This is a genomic window from Burkholderia stabilis (genome assembly GCF_001742165.1).
In the GTDB taxonomy this organism is placed as follows: Bacteria; Pseudomonadota; Gammaproteobacteria; order Burkholderiales; family Burkholderiaceae; genus Burkholderia; species Burkholderia stabilis.
Genome location: NZ_CP016444.1, coordinates 804107 through 819763 on the forward strand (window position 1 = coordinate 804107; position 15657 = coordinate 819763).

Genomic DNA, 15657 nt, shown 5'->3' on the forward strand with positions numbered 1-15657 from the left:
GCCATGCAAATCGATCTTCCTGTCGTGTGGGCCGCGATCATCGGCCTCGGCGTGTTCATCTACGTGATGCTGGACGGCTTCGATCTCGGCATCGGCCTGCTGTTTCCGTTCTTCGACGCGAAAGCCGAGCGCCAGGTGATGCTCGACACCGTCGCGCCGGTGTGGGACGGCAACGAGACCTTCCTCGTGCTCGGTGGCGCGGGCCTGTATGGCGCGTTTCCGGTCGTGTATTCGACGCTGCTGCCCGCGAATTACCTGCCGCTGGTGCTGATGCTGGTCGGGCTGATTTTCCGCGGCGCGGCGTTCGAGCTGCGCGCGAAGGCGACCCGCACGCAGCACATGTGGGATCTCGCGTTCATCGGCGGCTCCGCGCTCGCGGCGTTCTGCCAGGGCATCGTGCTCGGTTCGCTGCTGCAGGGCATCAAGATCGAGAACAACCAGTTCGCGGGCGGCCCGTTCGACTGGCTGTCGCCGTTCAGCCTGCTCTGCGGGATCGGCGTGCTCGTCACGTATGCGACGCTCGGCTGCGGCTGGCTGATCCTGAAGGTCGACGGCGAGCTGCAGCGCAAGATGCGGCTGCTGATGAAGCCGCTCGCGGGCGTGCTGCTCGCGGTGATGGGCGTGGTCAGCCTGTGGACCGTGATCGGGCTGCCGGCCGTCGCGCACCGCTGGTTCGGCAGCGGCAATCTCGGCTGGTTCCTGCCGGTGCCGATCCTCGTCGTCGCGTGCGTGTGGGGCATCTTCCACACGGTGAAGCGCGAGCACGAAGCCACGCCGTTCCTGTTGACGCTCGCGCTCGTGTTCCTCGGCTACACGGGGCTCGTGATCAGCATCTGGCCGAACATCGTGCCGCCGTCGCTGACGATCTGGGATGCATCGTCGAGCCATTCAAGCCAGCTGTTCGCGCTCGTCGGCACGGTGATCGTGCTGCCGATCATCCTCGTGTACAACGCGATGCAGTACCGCGTGTTCCGCGGCAAGGTGCGCGAGGGCGACATCGGCTATCACTGAGCGGCACGCGATGTGACGGAACGCGGCGCGCGCGGGGGTATCATCTCGCGCAGCGCGGCGTCCGGCACGGCATCGATCCGAAAGCGGCCCGCCACGCGCGGGCCGTTGCGCATCGGGCGCGGGCGAGCCGCGTTGCGTATTCCCGCGTTGCGTATTTCCTTGGCAGTCGAGAAAACATCATGATCGTCAGACCACGACAAAACTGGCTCAGGATGCTGTTCGTGTGGAACGGCTCCGTGCTGCAATCGATCATTCCGCAACTCGTGTTCATGGCGATCGTCAGCACGCTGGCGGTCTTCACGAACGGGCGCATCTTCGGCGAGAAAATTCCGCTCAACACCGCGCCGTTCACGCTGTTCGGGCTCGCGCTCGCGATCTTCCTCGCGTTTCGCAACAACGCGAGCTTCGAGCGCTTCAAGGAGGCGCGGCACCTGTGGGGCAACCTGCTGATCGCGGCACGCACCCTGACGTCGCAGCTTCATCGCTACCTGCCCGACAACGTCGACGACGAGCAGCGCGGCCGGCTCGCCGATCTGCTGATCGCGTTCACTTATGCGCTGAAGCATCAACTGCGCCATACCGACCCGACGGAAGACCTGGCGCGGATTCTCGGCGCCGAGCGCGCCGGTGCGCTCGCGCGCAAATGCTTCAAGCCCGTCGCGATCCTCGACGAGCTGCGCGGCGGCATCGTCCGCGCGCTGGGCCGCGCGCCCGGCAGCGAAACGACGTGCTGGATGTTCGAGACGCAGCTCGACGAACTGGGCAAGTCGGTGGGCGGCTGCGAGCGCATCCTGTCGACGCCGATCCCGTTTTCGTACAGCGTGCTGCTGCATCGCACCGTGTATGCGTACTGCGTGCTGCTGCCGTTCGGTCTCGTCGATTCGACGGAGTTCTTCACGCCACTGATCTGCGTGTTCATCTCGTACACGCTGATCGCGCTCGAAGCGATCGCGAACGAAGTGGCCGAGCCGTTCGGCCTCGCGCCGAACGCGCTCGCGCTCGATGCGATGACGCGCACGATCGAGCGGTCGGTGCTGGAGCTCGGCAACCGAGAGATGCCGGAGGAATTCGTGCCGGCGTCGTCGTACCAGATCACGTAAGCGGGCCGCACGTCGCAGCGCTACATCGATTTCGATCCGGCACCGGGCGGCAAGGCCGGGCAGGTCGTGCGTTTCCTGCATGATCCCGACAGCTACGCGGTGATCGCCGACGACTTCGACGGCTACCTGCGCAAGCTGATCGACGATGGTTATGCGTTTGTCATCGATTTCGACGAAGAATAGCGGTGCGGCGTGTTTGCCAGGCGTCGCATGAGCGGAATGACGGCGGCGCCGGCTGCCTCATCAGGAGGAATTGAAATGCGAATCTACGTGACGAGTATCTTTGTCGACGATCAGGACAAGGCGTTGACGTTCTACACCGACCAGCTCGGGTTCAGGCTGAAGAACAACGTGCCGGTGGGCGAGTACCGCTGGCTGACCGTGGTGTCGCCGGACCAGCCGGACAGTACCGAGCTGCTGCTCGAGCCGAGCAATCATCGCGCCGTGGGGCCGTACAAACAGGCGCTGTACGACGATGGCATCCCGGCGGCGTCGTTCCAGGTCGACGATCTCGACGGCGAGTTCGCGCGGCTCACGGCGCACGGCGTGCGGTTCACGCTGGAGCCGATGGACGCGGGGCCCGTGCGTGTCGCGGTTCTCGACGATACCTGCGGGAACCTCATCCAGCTGATGCAGATGAAGTAACGCGCCGCGGGCCGCTCAACGCACCGCGACCGGCGGCGCGTTGTGCATCCAGCTGCGCTCCTGCATGCGGCTCTGGATGCGCCATCCGCATTCGGTCCGCACCAGCAGGTCGCGATACCACAGCCCGACGAAGCACACGCGATCGTCGCCGGTGTCGCCGGCCGAGATCATCATCGCCTGGCCGGCCGTGCGCGCGGTTGCGGCGTCGCCATCGACGACGACCAGCGACGTCGAGATCGTGTGCTGCGTGCCGCGCATCGCCGACGTCACCTGTTGCAGGTAGTCCGCGATTTCCGCGCGGTTGCCGACCGGCCCGCCGAAAGCCGCGTAATCGAGCACCGCATTGCTCGCGAAGAGCCGTTCGAAATCGCGCCAGTCCCGGCGGTCGACGGCGTGACAGTAGCGGGTCAGCAGATCCTGGATTTCCAGGCGGTCGATCGTTTCCTGTTGGGTCATGGTGTCGTGAACTGTGTGAATGACGGGGAAACGATAGCGGGTGCGCAGGGGCGCGACATCGGCGGAGTGGACTAAGAAGCCGTGGCGAAATGGGTGGGACGTTGTCTCGAGCGGGTTCCGGCAAGCAGGGTTGCATCGAGGCTGCCGCCGGAGGGCAGCGACAGCCTTGGGCCGCGGGTACGCACGAGAGCCGCCATGCTCCACCCCGTGCGACGGAGCAGGCCGCTTCGCGTGAGGTAACGAACTAGCTCAGCGTGGCGAAGGCCGAGGGCGTGAAGTCGGCAATGGCTTCGAGACGATTCTCGCGGATCTTGTCGAGCCAGGCCGGGTCCTGAAGCAACGGGCGTCCGACTGCGACAAGATCGAATTCGTCACGCGCCAGCCGTTCCAGCAGGCCATCGAGCGACGCCGTTTGCGCGTGCTTGCCGGCGAACGATTCGTAGACGTCGTTCGTCAATCCAACCGAGCCCACGGTAATGGCGGTCACGCCCGTGAGCTTCTTCGCCCAGGCCGCCAGGTTCAGCGCTGGGTCGACTTCCGGGAAAGCCGCCTGCCAAAACCGCTGTTGAGAGAGATGGAAGGCGCTGGCGCCTGCGTCGACGAGCGCACCCAGCCACTGTTCCAGCACCTGGGGCGTTGCGGCGAGACGCGCGTTGAAATCCTTCGGCTTCCATTGTGACAGGCGGAGAATGACCGGGAAGTCGGGGCTCACGACGGCGCGGATCGACTTCAGCACTTCAATGGCGAAGCGCGAGCGATCGAGAAGTGTCGAGCCGCCATACTGGTCGCTGCGCCGATTCGAATCTTCGGAGAAAAACTGGTTGATGAGGTAGTTGTGCGCACCGTGCAACTCGATACCGTCGAATCCGATTCTTTCGGCGTCGGCTGCCGCGCGTGCGAACGCGTCGATGGTTTGTGCTACGTCGGCATCACTCATCGGTTCACCTGCCGGCTGCCCCGTCAAGGAAAGACCCGAAGGACTCTCGTAGGGCGCCGGTGGTATCCAGTCGGAAGCAGCATTCGAGCGTTTCTGACCCACATGCATGAGTTGCGGTGCGATACGCCCGCCTGCTGCATGGACTTCATCCACGATCGTTTTCCAGCTGGCGAGCTCCGTTTCGCCATGAAAGCGAGGAATGTCCGGCTCGTTCAGCGCGGCCGGGCGATCGACGCCGGTGGCCTCGGTAATGATGAGACCCACGCCGTGCTCGGCGCGGCGACGGTAGTACGCGGCCATGTCGGCGGTGGGCACGCCGCCGGGCGACAACGATCGCGTCATCGGCGCCATCACCACGCGATTCGGCAAATCGAGCGTATGCAGGCGATAGGGGCTGAACAGGACATCAAGATTCGACATGGGCATTCTCGAGCTTGGAAGGGCGTGGACTACAGCGAATCGATCCACGAGGTCACGGCGGCATTCACGTCGTCCTTGCGGTCTTGCATGATCCAGTGACCTGCGTCAGACCATGCCTGCACCTTCGATTTCGGATGCGAGAACCATGGCCGCATGCGATCGGCCTGCACGGGATCGATGCACAGGTGGTAGACGGGCACCGTCAGGCCGGCGCAGAACGCGGCGCTCGCTTCGCCGATACCTACCTGCCCCTCGCCGAAGAACAGGGGTACGAAGGATTCGCGAATGACGTGCAACGGCACTGACTGAAGCCGGTTGGCGTGCAAGCGCTTGTGAGCCGGATCGGTCCCGGGGCCGTAGACCTGTTCGAAGAGGGCCGTGACCACGCCGCGCGTATCTTCCCCGTTCATGTCGCTCGCGGTTTTCGCGAAGACTTCGGCAGCTTCGGCGGGAAGTCCGAGCGCGCCGTCAACGGAAACGATGGCGCGGACCAGCTCGGGGCGGCGCGCCGCGAGGCGGGCCGCAATCTGGCCGCCCATCGAATGCCCCACCAGAATGAAGGGTTCGCTCGCGTAGCGCGTCGTGATCAACGATTCGATGTCGGCGACATAATCCTCCGGCGAGTACGCGCCGGACGGCATGATCTCGGACCTTCCATGTCCACGCAGTTCGACGGTCACGGTGCGATACCTGTTCGAGAAGGAGGGGGCTTGCCCGCTCCAGTCGTCGGCGTCGCAGGTCCAGCCGTGCAGCAACATCACGTTCCTGCCGCTGCCGACATCCGTTGAATAAAGACGTGCCGCCGATTCAATTGCAGTGTCGGCCGGACCGGCTCCATCGGCCAACCATGAATTGCTCGGGTTTGCTTCCATTCCGTATTCTCCGTGGTGTCGAGCCGGGCAATCCGGCTGGCATGCCGGCCGCGCATTTGCGATTCGAGGCCCGGTGCGATTGAGGTGACACCTATGGTATACGTCGGATATCTGCGGTCAATTACGCACCACGAAGTGCGTAGATATACAGGAGGATATCTGGCATGGCATGTGAGGTTGACGCAATATTCTTTGCGGACTGCGCCGCGCGCTCGTTTTTCGATCAGGTGGCGAATAAATGGTCCGTGATGATTCTCACACTGCTTTCGGAGCAGCCCACACGCTTCAATGAAATCAAGCGGCGTCTGGAGGGCGTCACGCACAAGGCGCTTACGCAGGCGCTGCGGCGCCTCGAACGTAATGGCTTGATCGCGCGCAAGGTGATCCACGCTTCGCCGGTTGCCGTCGAATACTCGATTACCGAGTTGGGGCGCACGCTGCAGGTGCCATTCGGCGCCGTCTACGACTGGTCGATCAACCACCTGGACGAGATCGAACAGGCTCGGCAAGCCTATGACGAGCGGGAAGGCGCGTGACGATCGTCGGCTCGAAGCGAGTCAACTGCAAGGCCGTGTGCGTGTGCGACATTTACGCGACGAATACGTATTCGGGAGAATGGCCGGCGCTTCGCGTCGACGAGCGGTCGTCGAATGGCGGCTTCGTTACTTGGCGCGACCCTTCATCATCGCCTCGCTTTGTGATCTATCTGGTCTGCATCGAAAAAGCGAGAGCATGATTTGATCAGGAAATCATATTGATTGTTGAGTGACGCTGGCGCGACGAGCTGATGAAGCGCTGGAAAGAACACCTTGTCGATCGCTTCGCGAATCGGGTCGGTTCTTCGTGGTGAGCACCGTGCCGACACGCGCATGCCGTGCAACATGGATATTGCCAAGAGACTGTTTCATGAAGGCTGTCTCCGACATCGGAACGATCGGAGCTTGACGGATGGGCCAGTCGATCATTTGCGGCGAAAGCAGCATTCTGATCCACGCGACATGTGCAACGCGTTGCAAACACCCCCCCTGCATCACCACGGAAGAGGAACATTGAACATGTATATCGCAGTCAATCGTTTCAAGGTGAAACTCGGATCCGAAGCTGCATTCGAACATATCTGGTCGACTCGCGAGACCTACCTGAGGGAACTCCCGGGCGCCATCGAATTCAATCTGCTGAAGGGTGGAAGCAGGGAAGATCACATTCTGTATTCCAGTCAGACGATCTGGACGGATTACGTGGCCTTCGAGTCATGGAGAAATTCGAAAGCCTTCGACGCCACGCATCGAGGTGAGTCGAACGACAGTCGCTCACTCTTTCTCGGGCATCCGGAATTTGAAGGCTTCGAGGTCGTTCAATCCATCAAGTAGGTGCGCCGATCGATCGCCGAAACCGCCGCGTAATGCATCTTCAAGCGCCGCGCGGCGCTCGAGCCCGGTATCGCGCAAGAAACATCGGAGATTTTCCGGGCCGGGTAGGCCAGCGTAGAATGACATCTGAAAGCACGATGCCCCATTTGAATCAGTGAAGTCATTCGGACAGGCGGTTCGCCGATCGAATCCGCTTCGCCTGATTTCAATGGACATGCGTGGTGCCCGTGCAGCCTTTTTCGACAGGGCGCTTGCACGTTTCCACAGGTGTTCAATTCTCGGTTGACCAACCCATGCAACTTCTTGATCACGTATCGATCAGTGTTCCGGATATCGATCTGGCTCGCCCTTTCTACGATGCCGTCATGACCGCGCTGGGCGCATCCAAGGTCTATGACCGGCCCACTGCGCTCGGCTACGGCGAACGGTGCAATGCGAGCGACACCGCGTCGACCTTCCTGGCGGTGTATCTGGATCCCGCCGAAGTCGGAGCGAGCAAGCGGCACTGGTGTTTCAAGGCTGTTTCCCGCGAGCAGGTCGATGCGTTTTTCGAGGCCGGTGTGTCGGCGGGCGGTCAGTCCGACGGCGATCCCGGTTTGAGGCCGCACTACCACGACGACTATTACGCGGCCTTTCTGGTCGATCCGGCCGGCAACCGGATCGAGGCCGTGTGTCATGCCGCTGCGCCGGAGCGCAAGCGGCCGTGACGGCGCCGCTCAATCGAAATACGTCAGCCCCATTGCGCCCTTCACCTCAGAGATCGTTGCGCCCGCCACTTCCCGCGCGTGCAGCGTGCCGCGCTTCAGGATCGCCATCACCTCGGCCTTGTCGGCTTCGAACTCGCGGCGGCGCGTGCGGATCGGCTCGATCAGCGCCTGCAGTCGTTCGTTCAGCACGCGCTTGACGACGCTGTCGCCGAGTCCGCCTCGGCGATAGTGAGCCTTCAGTTCGTCGACTTTCGCCACGTCCGGCTCGAATGCATCGAGGAACGTGAACACGACGTTGCCCTCGACCTGGCCCGGGTCGCTCACGCGCAGGTGGTTCGGGTCGGTGTACATGTCCTTTACGGCCTGCGTGATTTCGTCCGGCGTCGAGCCGAGCGTGATCGCGTTGCCGAGCGACTTGCTCATCTTCGCCTTGCCGTCGATGCCCGGCAGCCGCGTGACCGACGACAGCACGGCCTCGCATTCGACCAGCACGGGTTGCTCGACGGTCGCGTTGAAGCGGCGCACGAGTTCGTTGGTCTGTTCGATCATCGGAAGCTGATCGTCGCCGACCGGCACGTGCGTCGCCTTGAACGCTGTGATGTCGGCCGCCTGGCTCACCGGGTAGGTCAGGAAGCCGGCCGGAATGTCACGCTCGAAGCCGCGCAGGCGGATCTCTTCCTTGATGGTCGGATTGCGTTCGAGGCGCGCGACCGTGACGAGGTTGAGCAGGTATTGCGACAGTTCGGCGAGTTCAGGCACCTGCGACTGAACGACGATCGTCGAGACGGCCGGATCGATGCCGACGGCGAGATAGTCGAGCGCGACCTCGATCACGTTCTCGGTGACGCGCTGGCGGCGGCCCATGTTGTCGGTCAGCGCTTGCGTATCGGCGAGCAGCAGGAATTGCCGCGCTTCGTGCTGCATCTGCACGCGCGCGCGCAGCGAGCCGATGTAGTGGCCGAGGTGCAGCGGGCCGGTCGTGCGGTCGCCGGTGAGGATCGTCGGTCGGTTCGGATGGGTCATGGTTGTCGTTGGCTCCGGGTTGTCGAAGCGGCCAGCCATGATGTCGGCGCAGAAACGCAAATGCCGCCATGGCTGGCGGCATCACGTTTGGGACATGCAAAAGGAAACGGGCCGCCTGGGTCAGGCGCGCCACCAGCGATGCACGTTCGGCGAGGCAGGTTTGGTTTCCATCGCGAGAGTATAGCGCAGCGCCGGGTTGGCCGGGCGCGTCAGCGGATCACCGACTCCAGCGCGAGACACGCGGTTTCGGCGGATGGCCACAGCAGGTACAGCAGGCCGGCCATCAGCAGCAGCGCGCCTGCGCGCGCCAGCGGCGTGCGGTCTTTGTCGCGCGGGGTGCGGGTGGGCTGCTTCGAGTTCTTCATGCTTGCTGGCGCGCGAGGCGCCACTCCAACGGTTGCTGCAACGGGTCGCGCGGGGCGATGCCGGGGTGTCGCGGGGTTCAACGGGGGGCCGGGCAGGTCGTCGCCAACGGGACCGACGGGCGTTCATGGGCCGAGGCATCCGGTTGTTATGGCCGCAGGCGGCCCGATGCCGGGACGGCGGTCTGCACGGTATGAAAAGGGGCGCGATCGGGTGTCCCGAGCGCGCTCCGTGGAGCCCGGACGGCACCCTGCCGCGTATCGCCTATCGTGAGGCGACGCGCATGCTACCAGTTCGGCGATTTGCAGACCGTCAAGAATTGTCCAGGTCATGACCGAATCAACGCGCCATCGCATGAACGGGCACTGGCGATCGCTGGTACGCGTTGCCGAGCATCCGGCACGCGTCACCGGCCTCGATGTGCGTTTCGCCTTCCTTCAGCATTCCGATCATGCTCACTTTGCCGAACCGGGCCCCGTCACGACAAGAATTCGCCATGCTGCATGGCCGCAGCAACGAGAAGAGCAGCACCAGGAATCGTTGCGGTACAGGCAACCAACTATCCGTGATCAGGCGAATTTGCATCGAATCTGTCCAATTTCGATAAATCCCGCGGCTTTTCGAGGGCGGACATGAGCATGCCGGGTTTTCTCTAGATATCTGATTGGACACTCGTACAGATAATGGCGGCGAATCGACAGGGGGCACGGGTGGTGTGTGCGATACCGCGGGAGGTGCCGCATCGGAACGTGCTTTCCACACCTGTCGATCGTGGGATGGCAGGCAGTCCGGTAGCAGATTCCATTGCCCGGTACGCACCCTGCGTGGCGGCGGTGGAAACGGCGGAACCGGCTACAGGCCGACAGAGGATATTTAGGAGCGAGGCGATGTCGACGAAGTTGGACGTAGGGTCACCGAATCGGTGGCATGTTTTGTTCGCGAGTTTTCTGGCATACATGTTCGATGCGATGGACTTCATGCTGCTGGCCGTCGCGATGCCGGCGATCATGGCGGATATGAAGTTGTCCCTCACGATGGCTGGACTGATCGGAACGGCGACACTGGTTGGGGTAGGGTTCAGTAGCGTCCTGATCGGGTGGTACGCGGACAACCATGGACGCAAGAAGGCGCTGGTCGGAAGCCTGCTGGTATTTGGCGTGTTTACTGCCGCCGTGGGCTTTGCGCAGGACTGGAGCCATTTGATGATTTTCCGATTCCTGGCCGGCCTCGGTCTCGGCGGGGTATGGGGCGTCGCCGCGGCTTTCATCAGCGAGGTGTTCCCTTCGCGGCAACGAGGACGCGCCGCATCATTCGTCATCAGTGCGTGGCCGATCGGGTTCGGTGCCGCGGCTCTGCTCGCCCGATTCGTGCTGCCGGCGTACGGCTGGCGTGTGCTGTTCTTCTGCGGGGTGGGCGCGGTGGTGGCGGCCATCTATACGCTGGTCTTCGTGCGCGAATCGGAAGCGTGGCTTGCCGATCGCGCGTCGACGTCGGCGGCCCGGCGTTCGGTGTCCGTCCGGGAAATCTTCTCGGACGATCTGCGCGTCACGACCCTCCTTGGCACTTTGGCAGCCACATGCGCACTGGTGGGCTACTGGGGCGCGAATACCTGGATTCCGACCTATCTGGTCAAGGAACGCGGGCTCGGAACGGCAAGCATGACGGCTTTCGTGATCCTGCTCAACGTGGGCATGTTCGCCGGACTGCACTTCTTCGGCTGGCTGGGGGACCGGATCGGGCGCGATCGAGCCGTTGTCGTGTCGTTCATCGGAGCCGCCGTGATGTTGCCGATCTATGCGGTGATGCGAAACGACACGATGTTGCTCTGGATGGGACCCTTGACCGCGCTTTTCTTCCCGTTTGGCGGCCTGTTCGGGGCGTACTTCGGTGAACTGTACCCGGCTCGCGTTCGAAGCCTCGGAGCCGGCTTCTGCTTCAATTTCGGACGGGGACTGTCGGCATTCGCGCCATTCGCACTAGGTGCGATCGCCACGAAATCCAGTCTGGCTACCGGCATTGCGCTTTGCAGCGTGGCGTTCGGCTTCGCCGCGATCTTCACCGTCATGCTGGCGCGCGCCCAGCAACGTCGCGTATCACCGGCTCAACCGGCATCCGGTGTGCAACTCGCAAGGGAATAGCGACGGGAAAGTCGATCGAAGCGTCATGCGTGGGGCCTGGAGCGGGGCCAATCCGGAAAATGTGCTGTGCAATAATCGAAACTGTACAGATGTCCAATTTAGTGCGGACCATTTTCAGGAACATGAAGAAGCCCTCCATTTCGAGCGGAGCAGCGCGGCGTAGCCGCATTGCGACGAACTTGCCGGGTGTGGCTCGACCCCGGACCCGCAAGGCTGGCGACGCGACGCGGGAAAAGATCCTGGACGCTGCGGAAGCGCTCTTCGCGGAGAACGGGTTCCACGGTACGTCGATGCGGCAAGTGGCGGAGGCGTCGGATGCGCGTATTGCGCTCGTCACATACCACTTCGGCACCAAGGATCTCTTGTTCGACAAGGTGATCGAGCGACGTGCGTCCGTGATGGCGTATCACCGCATCCAGGCACTCGATCTTGCGAGGCAGCGCGCTTCGAACGGCCCGATTCCGCTGAAGGATCTCGTCGAAGGTTATGTCTGGCCTTTCGTCGAGCGCAGCGTCCACGGAGGGCAAGGCTGGAAGCATTACTCGCTGGTGATCTCGCGGCTAGCCAACTCGCCGAGTGCTGCGAAGGTGATCAGCAAGCATTTCGATGCGGTCGCAAGGCAGTATCTGGTCGAGTTCCGGCGCACGATGCCTGACGTTTCGGAGACGGATGTTTACCACGGCTTCAGTTTTATGGTCGGCGCGATGGTGGCGCTCAGCGCGGAGCCGGGGCGCGTCGAGTTGCTGTCGGTCGGGCGCTTTGCGTCCACGGATCTGACACAGGCCTATCAGCGGCTCGTTCCGTTCCTGATCAGCGGTTTTGAGGGACTTGCCGTAGCCGATTAGTTCTTGCCGCCGGAACCCGGCAGCGACGTTCTGTAAGCAACCAGATCGACATTCGTTCGTCTGGCCATTCATAAAAATTTGGATAACTAATAACAAGAAAAACGGATGTTCAATAAAAATCCGCCGATTGAGTGGTGCGCCGCTCGTTGTGGATGGACCGATGCATGATGGTTTTAAATTCGGATAGCTTAATATACAAGAGAGGTATGGAGATGAAGCGGGTTTTACGGGTGATGGTGGTTGGTGCCACTTGCGCATGGGCATACGGCGCATGCGCGCAAAGCAGCGTGACGTTGTACGGGGTTATCGATCCGGATGTTGTGTTTGTCAGCAACGCGCAAGTGAACAAGGCGGGCGGGGCTCTTCACGGCGCCCGTCAGGTGTCGATGCTGGATGCGTCGACATCTGCGTATGCCGGCAGCCGGTTCGGGCTCCAGGGGAAAGAAGAGCTGGGCGGTGGTACGTTGGCGATATTCACCCTGGAGAACGGTTTCAATGCGGCCAATGGTGCGCTGGGCCAAGGCGGGGCTCTGTTCGGTCGCCAGGCATTTGTCGGGTTGGTCAACGAGAGCATCGGCAAAGTGACGCTCGGGCGGCAATATTCACCGGTGGTCGATTTCCTGTCACCGATGACGGCAATCGTGCAATGGGGCGGATTCATCGCGGCGCATCCCGACGATATCGACAACCTCGGCATGACGGCCCGTCAGAACAACGCGGTAAAAGTCACGTCTCCCACGTGGCGCGGGTGGTCGGCGAGTGCGATGTACGGGGCCGGCGGGGTCGCAGGACACACGTCGCAGAATCAGACCATTGCTGCCGGCCTTGGATACACGGGCGGCCCGCTGCGGGTCGGCATCGGCTACATGAGCGCGTACGACCCGAATGTCTCGATGTGGGGGAGTCAGCCAAACGGTGGCGGTAACGAGGCGAACAACATCGGGTCGTTCGGCTCGGCGACCACGCCGGAAAAGAACCCGGTGATCGCCGGCTATGCGTCCGCACACCGGTTGCAAACCGTCGGTGCCGGCGCGAGCTATACACTCGGTCGTGCAGTATTGGGCGCGATTTACACGAACACACGCTTCATCGGTCTGGGCTCGGACGCCGGCCCGAATCCGCTGGGCTATGCCGGTAGTGCCACATTCAACACGATCGAGGTCAATGGCTCATACCGGTTCACTCCGGCGTTGTCGCTGGGAGTAGCGTATTCGTACACGCTCGCACACGGTCCCGAAGCAAACAATGCGCATTACAACCAGGCCAACGCAGGCATCCATTACGCGCTATCGAAACGGACGGACATATACATGGTCGCGGTCTATCAACGGGCATCGGGTGTCGATTCGCTCGGACAAACCGCTGTGGCGTCCATTAACGGCATGACGCCGTCGGCGTCACGGCAGCAGTTCGTCGATGCGATCGGTCTGGCGCATCGATTCTGATCGGTACGCTGCATGCGCGGTCAGGACGCCCGCGCATGCAGGATCTAATCGCACAGCGTGTGCAGCATGCACACGGATACGGCCAACGAGCGCCCATACAGCGACGTCAACGCTGCGACTGGAGGCGGCCGTCGATGTTCGGCTAACGGTCCAGCACCGTATCCAGAAGTTCCTGCACTCTGCCCTGGAGCTTCTGTAGCGCGTCTTCGTGCGAGATCCGGCCGCAGAGGGCGTTGTGGATCTCGATGCCCACGATCTCCTCGATTCGGCTGTATACGGGCGTAAGCGGCCGCATCGTATTGGAAATCAGGCCGTTGCGTGCCAGCTTGTCGACGAAGCTGACGATCGGTGACACGATGCTGAGTTCAGGATCGGAGCTGACGCTGAAGCGCGGTGCAACCGGCAATTCGTTGTGCGCATTCGACTTCATCGCCTGCGACGAAGTCATCCACTGGATCGCCTGATGGGCAAGTGCCGCACGCTCGGGTGGCAGATTGCTCGGAACGGCGAGAAAAAAACCGCCGATGGGCACCGATCGCCGCACGCCGTGGACGTTGGGATGGGGGAGAAACATCACCTTGCCCTTTACTTTGGACCGGATATCCAGCTCGAGGCGCGCGGCACGCATCGACCATGCGTAACACAGCGCGGCGCGCCCGGCCATGAACTCGCCAAGACTGTCATCCCAGTCGAAGTCGAGCGTACCGGGCGGGGAAACGGACAGCAGCTGCTCCATGAATGCCAGTGTCGTGCGCGCCTCCTTGCTGTCGAGGCCGGCGCGAACGCGCGGGGTGCGTGCGGAGCTTGAACGCGTTCGACCCGCCGATGAGCCGCTGGCGATGATCGAGCCGCCGTGCGCGTTCAGGAAAAACATGAAGGCGCTGGCGATCGGCATGCCGCGTGCAGCATTCCAGACGAGGCCATACTGGTCGCGCTTGGGCTTGTGCAGGCGCCGCGCCACGGCAAGGAGATTCTTGGGGGTCGTCGGGTACGCCAGCGCGTTGTTCTCGAAAATGTCCCGGCGAGCGATCAGGCTTTCGACCGTGACGTAGACCGGCAGTCCATAGAGACAGTCGTCGTACGTGACGCACGCCAGGGCGGCCGGATGAAAATCGGGAAGATTCGCGGACGCGCCATGAACATCAACGTCGAGCGCAGAGATCAACTCCTTTTGAGCGAATTCGGCGAGCCATGGGTAGTTCAACGTGATGATGTCGAACTCGGATTCGTTCCGGGCACCGTTGGCGAGTGCCTTCTCGTACAGATCCTGCAGGTGCACCAGTTCGAAATCTTCGCTTCTGCCGGCGTTGGCGCGGAAATCGATCCAGAGATTGCGCAGCGCCGAAAAATAGTTGTCGTCGTGAAACAGGAACCGCAGTCGCTTTCCGTTGCCGCTTCTTGATTCGAGAAGGTTGGACGGCGGAACCAGTTGCTGCAGCGATTTCCTGGGTTCACCGAAATAATATTGCTCCGAGTTCTGGCTTTCGTCGCGCTGCCCGACCAGCGTCGCGACCAGGGATTTGACCTGAAGCGCGAGCGCTTCGAACCCTTGCATCAGCGCTTGGCTGGGAAGAAGCACGCGGGATTTTCCCGTCGGCGATGCCGGGGCGATATCGATCAACCCTTCGTCGATCAGGATGTTGATGCGCCGATGAGCGGTTCCGTACGGAAGGCCGGAGGCTGCGATGAGCTGCGAAATCGATACCGCTTGCTGCAGGAGTTTCGCTCGAATCAGGTAGCTGGTCAGCGCCCAGTCGGAGTCGGGCGACATGCCGGCAATCTGTGCCGCGAACGGCGCCCGGGTGCCGTCTATGAACTCAATGATTCTCAGAAATTCGTGTTCGTTCATCGTGTTGACGTCGGTGATTTCCCCCGCCATCGGTTCGACCGCGCGAACCGATCAAGCGGAATATCCATTCTGGATGACCGGGCGGTTGGTGTCCAGAGCGATCCCCATTAGTCTAGGTTCCATCGTTGGCGCACCGATGCGGGAGCACGGCGTTGGCGACTTAACCGAGGAGGAAAACATGTATTTCGTCGTCCATTGTGTTGACCGTGAGGGCGCGCTGGAGCGCCGGCTCGCGAACTACGAAGCACACAAGGCTTACCTGGCCAGTGCGAAGGTGCGATCGATCATTTCCGGGCCGCTGGTATCGGACGAAGGCGAAACGATGATCGGGAGTTTTTTCCTGGTCGAGGCCGAACGCAAGGAAGACGTGATCGCGTTCAACCGGAACGACCCGTTCAGCGCGGCAGACGTCTGGGGGCAAGTCAGCATTCATCCTTTCCTGAAGCGTGTAGACAACCGGGAATGACACACGGACT

Annotated in this window: 18 protein-coding genes; 10 read left to right on the plus strand and 8 right to left on the minus strand. The window is 62.1% G+C overall.

Annotated elements, in window-relative coordinates; genetic code table 11:
* Positions 1 to 3 precede the first annotated feature (3 nt).
* The 3 genes from cydB (at position 4) to BBJ41_RS36080 (ending at position 2756) form a co-directional block, all read left to right on the plus strand.
* A complete protein-coding gene (cydB, locus tag BBJ41_RS36070) occupies positions 4 to 1011 on the plus strand; it encodes a cytochrome d ubiquinol oxidase subunit II (protein ID WP_069751068.1) in 1008 nt (335 codons plus the stop codon).
* 179 nt (positions 1012 to 1190) lie between these two features.
* A complete protein-coding gene (locus BBJ41_RS36075) occupies positions 1191 to 2111 on the plus strand; it encodes a bestrophin family protein (RefSeq protein WP_069751069.1) in 921 nt (306 codons plus the stop codon).
* A 258-nt stretch (positions 2112 to 2369) separates the two neighbouring features.
* Entirely contained in the window at positions 2370 to 2756 is a 387-nt protein-coding gene (locus BBJ41_RS36080; RefSeq protein ID WP_069751070.1) for a VOC family protein, read from the plus strand.
* Positions 2757 to 2771: 15 nt separating this feature from the next.
* Here BBJ41_RS36080 and BBJ41_RS36085 read toward each other — a convergent pair whose 3' ends face one another.
* The 3 genes from BBJ41_RS36085 to BBJ41_RS36095 all read right to left on the minus strand — a co-directional run bounded on the left by BBJ41_RS36085 (position 2772) and on the right by BBJ41_RS36095 (position 5441).
* The gene (locus tag BBJ41_RS36085; protein WP_069751071.1) at positions 2772 to 3212 is read right to left on the minus strand and encodes a nuclear transport factor 2 family protein; all 441 of its coding nucleotides are present in this window, start codon (positions 3210 to 3212) and stop codon (positions 2772 to 2774) included.
* A gap of 244 nt (positions 3213 to 3456) precedes the next feature.
* Positions 3457 to 4569 carry an NADH:flavin oxidoreductase gene (locus BBJ41_RS36090; RefSeq protein ID WP_069751072.1) on the minus strand — a complete coding sequence of 371 codons (1113 nt, stop codon included), beginning with the start codon at positions 4567 to 4569 and terminating at the stop codon, positions 3457 to 3459.
* 29 nt (positions 4570 to 4598) lie between these two features.
* Positions 4599 to 5441, minus strand: a complete 843-nt coding sequence (locus tag BBJ41_RS36095; protein ID WP_083282128.1) for an alpha/beta fold hydrolase — start codon at positions 5439 to 5441, stop codon at positions 4599 to 4601.
* A 164-nt stretch (positions 5442 to 5605) separates the two neighbouring features.
* Between BBJ41_RS36095 and BBJ41_RS36100 the strand changes: the two genes are divergently transcribed.
* Positions 5606 to 5977, plus strand: a complete 372-nt coding sequence (locus BBJ41_RS36100) for a winged helix-turn-helix transcriptional regulator (RefSeq protein ID WP_069751073.1) — start codon at positions 5606 to 5608, stop codon at positions 5975 to 5977.
* A 213-nt stretch (positions 5978 to 6190) separates the two neighbouring features.
* On the opposite strand, the gene BBJ41_RS40930 is transcribed toward BBJ41_RS36100, so the two are convergent.
* A complete protein-coding gene (locus tag BBJ41_RS40930; protein WP_156814987.1) occupies positions 6191 to 6349 on the minus strand; it encodes a hypothetical protein in 159 nt (52 codons plus the stop codon).
* A 147-nt stretch (positions 6350 to 6496) separates the two neighbouring features.
* On the opposite strand from BBJ41_RS40930, the gene BBJ41_RS36105 reads away from it, so the two are divergent.
* Both BBJ41_RS36105 and BBJ41_RS36110 read left to right on the plus strand, forming a co-directional pair.
* On the plus strand, positions 6497 to 6811 hold the full coding sequence (locus BBJ41_RS36105; RefSeq protein ID WP_069751074.1) for an antibiotic biosynthesis monooxygenase family protein: 315 nt from the start codon (positions 6497 to 6499) through the stop codon (positions 6809 to 6811).
* A gap of 293 nt (positions 6812 to 7104) precedes the next feature.
* Positions 7105 to 7518, plus strand: coding sequence for a VOC family protein (locus BBJ41_RS36110; RefSeq protein ID WP_069751075.1), 414 nt, complete (start codon positions 7105 to 7107; stop codon positions 7516 to 7518).
* A 9-nt stretch (positions 7519 to 7527) separates the two neighbouring features.
* Here the strand turns inward: BBJ41_RS36110 and trpS are convergent, their stop codons facing one another.
* The 3 genes from trpS to BBJ41_RS40935 all read right to left on the minus strand — a co-directional run bounded on the left by trpS (position 7528) and on the right by BBJ41_RS40935 (position 9489).
* Positions 7528 to 8541: a tryptophan--tRNA ligase gene (gene trpS / locus BBJ41_RS36115; RefSeq protein ID WP_069751076.1), complete on the minus strand. Its 1014-nt coding sequence runs from the start codon at positions 8539 to 8541 to the stop codon at positions 7528 to 7530.
* A 209-nt stretch (positions 8542 to 8750) separates the two neighbouring features.
* Positions 8751 to 8906 (minus strand): hypothetical protein, encoded by a 156-nt coding sequence (locus BBJ41_RS41355; RefSeq protein WP_163013089.1) that lies wholly within the window; start codon positions 8904 to 8906, stop codon positions 8751 to 8753.
* A 337-nt stretch (positions 8907 to 9243) separates the two neighbouring features.
* A complete protein-coding gene (locus BBJ41_RS40935) occupies positions 9244 to 9489 on the minus strand; it encodes a hypothetical protein (protein ID WP_156814988.1) in 246 nt (81 codons plus the stop codon).
* Between the two features lie 302 nt (positions 9490 to 9791).
* Here BBJ41_RS40935 and BBJ41_RS36120 point away from each other — a divergent pair, with 302 nt between their 5' ends.
* The 3 genes from BBJ41_RS36120 (at position 9792) to BBJ41_RS36130 (ending at position 13332) form a co-directional block, all read left to right on the plus strand.
* Positions 9792 to 11042, plus strand: coding sequence for an MFS transporter (locus tag BBJ41_RS36120; RefSeq protein WP_069751077.1), 1251 nt, complete (start codon positions 9792 to 9794; stop codon positions 11040 to 11042).
* A gap of 122 nt (positions 11043 to 11164) precedes the next feature.
* A complete protein-coding gene (locus BBJ41_RS36125; RefSeq protein WP_167362250.1) occupies positions 11165 to 11887 on the plus strand; it encodes a TetR/AcrR family transcriptional regulator in 723 nt (240 codons plus the stop codon).
* Positions 11888 to 12093: 206 nt separating this feature from the next.
* A complete protein-coding gene (locus tag BBJ41_RS36130) occupies positions 12094 to 13332 on the plus strand; it encodes a porin (RefSeq protein WP_083282174.1) in 1239 nt (412 codons plus the stop codon).
* A 142-nt stretch (positions 13333 to 13474) separates the two neighbouring features.
* Here the strand turns inward: BBJ41_RS36130 and BBJ41_RS36135 are convergent, their stop codons facing one another.
* A complete protein-coding gene (locus tag BBJ41_RS36135; protein ID WP_167362251.1) occupies positions 13475 to 15181 on the minus strand; it encodes an extracellular solute-binding protein in 1707 nt (568 codons plus the stop codon).
* On the opposite strand from BBJ41_RS36135, the gene BBJ41_RS42045 reads away from it, so the two are divergent.
* Positions 15153 to 15647 (plus strand): YciI family protein, encoded by a 495-nt coding sequence (locus tag BBJ41_RS42045; RefSeq protein WP_335650842.1) that lies wholly within the window; start codon positions 15153 to 15155, stop codon positions 15645 to 15647. The two genes, BBJ41_RS36135 and BBJ41_RS42045, sit on opposite strands and share 29 nt — an antisense overlap.
* The last annotated feature ends 10 nt before the right edge of the window (positions 15648 to 15657 follow it).

Coding starts and splice junctions, on each gene's coding strand:
- cydB (WP_069751068.1), top strand. CDS start 4: ATGCAAATCGATCTTCCTGTCGTGTGGGCCGCGATCATCGGCCTCGGC.
- BBJ41_RS36075 (WP_069751069.1), top strand. CDS start 1,191: ATGATCGTCAGACCACGACAAAACTGGCTCAGGATGCTGTTCGTGTGG.
- BBJ41_RS36080 (WP_069751070.1), top strand. CDS start 2,370: ATGCGAATCTACGTGACGAGTATCTTTGTCGACGATCAGGACAAGGCG.
- BBJ41_RS36085 (WP_069751071.1), bottom strand. CDS start 3,212: ATGACCCAACAGGAAACGATCGACCGCCTGGAAATCCAGGATCTGCTG.
- BBJ41_RS36090 (WP_069751072.1), bottom strand. CDS start 4,569: ATGTCGAATCTTGATGTCCTGTTCAGCCCCTATCGCCTGCATACGCTC.
- BBJ41_RS36095 (WP_083282128.1), bottom strand. CDS start 5,441: ATGGAAGCAAACCCGAGCAATTCATGGTTGGCCGATGGAGCCGGTCCG.
- BBJ41_RS36100 (WP_069751073.1), top strand. CDS start 5,606: ATGGCATGTGAGGTTGACGCAATATTCTTTGCGGACTGCGCCGCGCGC.
- BBJ41_RS40930 (WP_156814987.1), bottom strand. CDS start 6,349: ATGAAACAGTCTCTTGGCAATATCCATGTTGCACGGCATGCGCGTGTC.
- BBJ41_RS36105 (WP_069751074.1), top strand. CDS start 6,497: ATGTATATCGCAGTCAATCGTTTCAAGGTGAAACTCGGATCCGAAGCT.
- BBJ41_RS36110 (WP_069751075.1), top strand. CDS start 7,105: ATGCAACTTCTTGATCACGTATCGATCAGTGTTCCGGATATCGATCTG.
- trpS (WP_069751076.1), bottom strand. CDS start 8,541: ATGACCCATCCGAACCGACCGACGATCCTCACCGGCGACCGCACGACC.
- BBJ41_RS41355 (WP_163013089.1), bottom strand. CDS start 8,906: ATGAAGAACTCGAAGCAGCCCACCCGCACCCCGCGCGACAAAGACCGC.
- BBJ41_RS40935 (WP_156814988.1), bottom strand. CDS start 9,489: ATGCAAATTCGCCTGATCACGGATAGTTGGTTGCCTGTACCGCAACGA.
- BBJ41_RS36120 (WP_069751077.1), top strand. CDS start 9,792: ATGTCGACGAAGTTGGACGTAGGGTCACCGAATCGGTGGCATGTTTTG.
- BBJ41_RS36125 (WP_167362250.1), top strand. CDS start 11,165: ATGAAGAAGCCCTCCATTTCGAGCGGAGCAGCGCGGCGTAGCCGCATT.
- BBJ41_RS36130 (WP_083282174.1), top strand. CDS start 12,094: ATGGAGATGAAGCGGGTTTTACGGGTGATGGTGGTTGGTGCCACTTGC.
- BBJ41_RS42045 (WP_335650842.1), top strand. CDS start 15,153: ATGATTCTCAGAAATTCGTGTTCGTTCATCGTGTTGACGTCGGTGATT.
- BBJ41_RS36135 (WP_167362251.1), bottom strand. CDS start 15,181: ATGAACGAACACGAATTTCTGAGAATCATTGAGTTCATAGACGGCACC.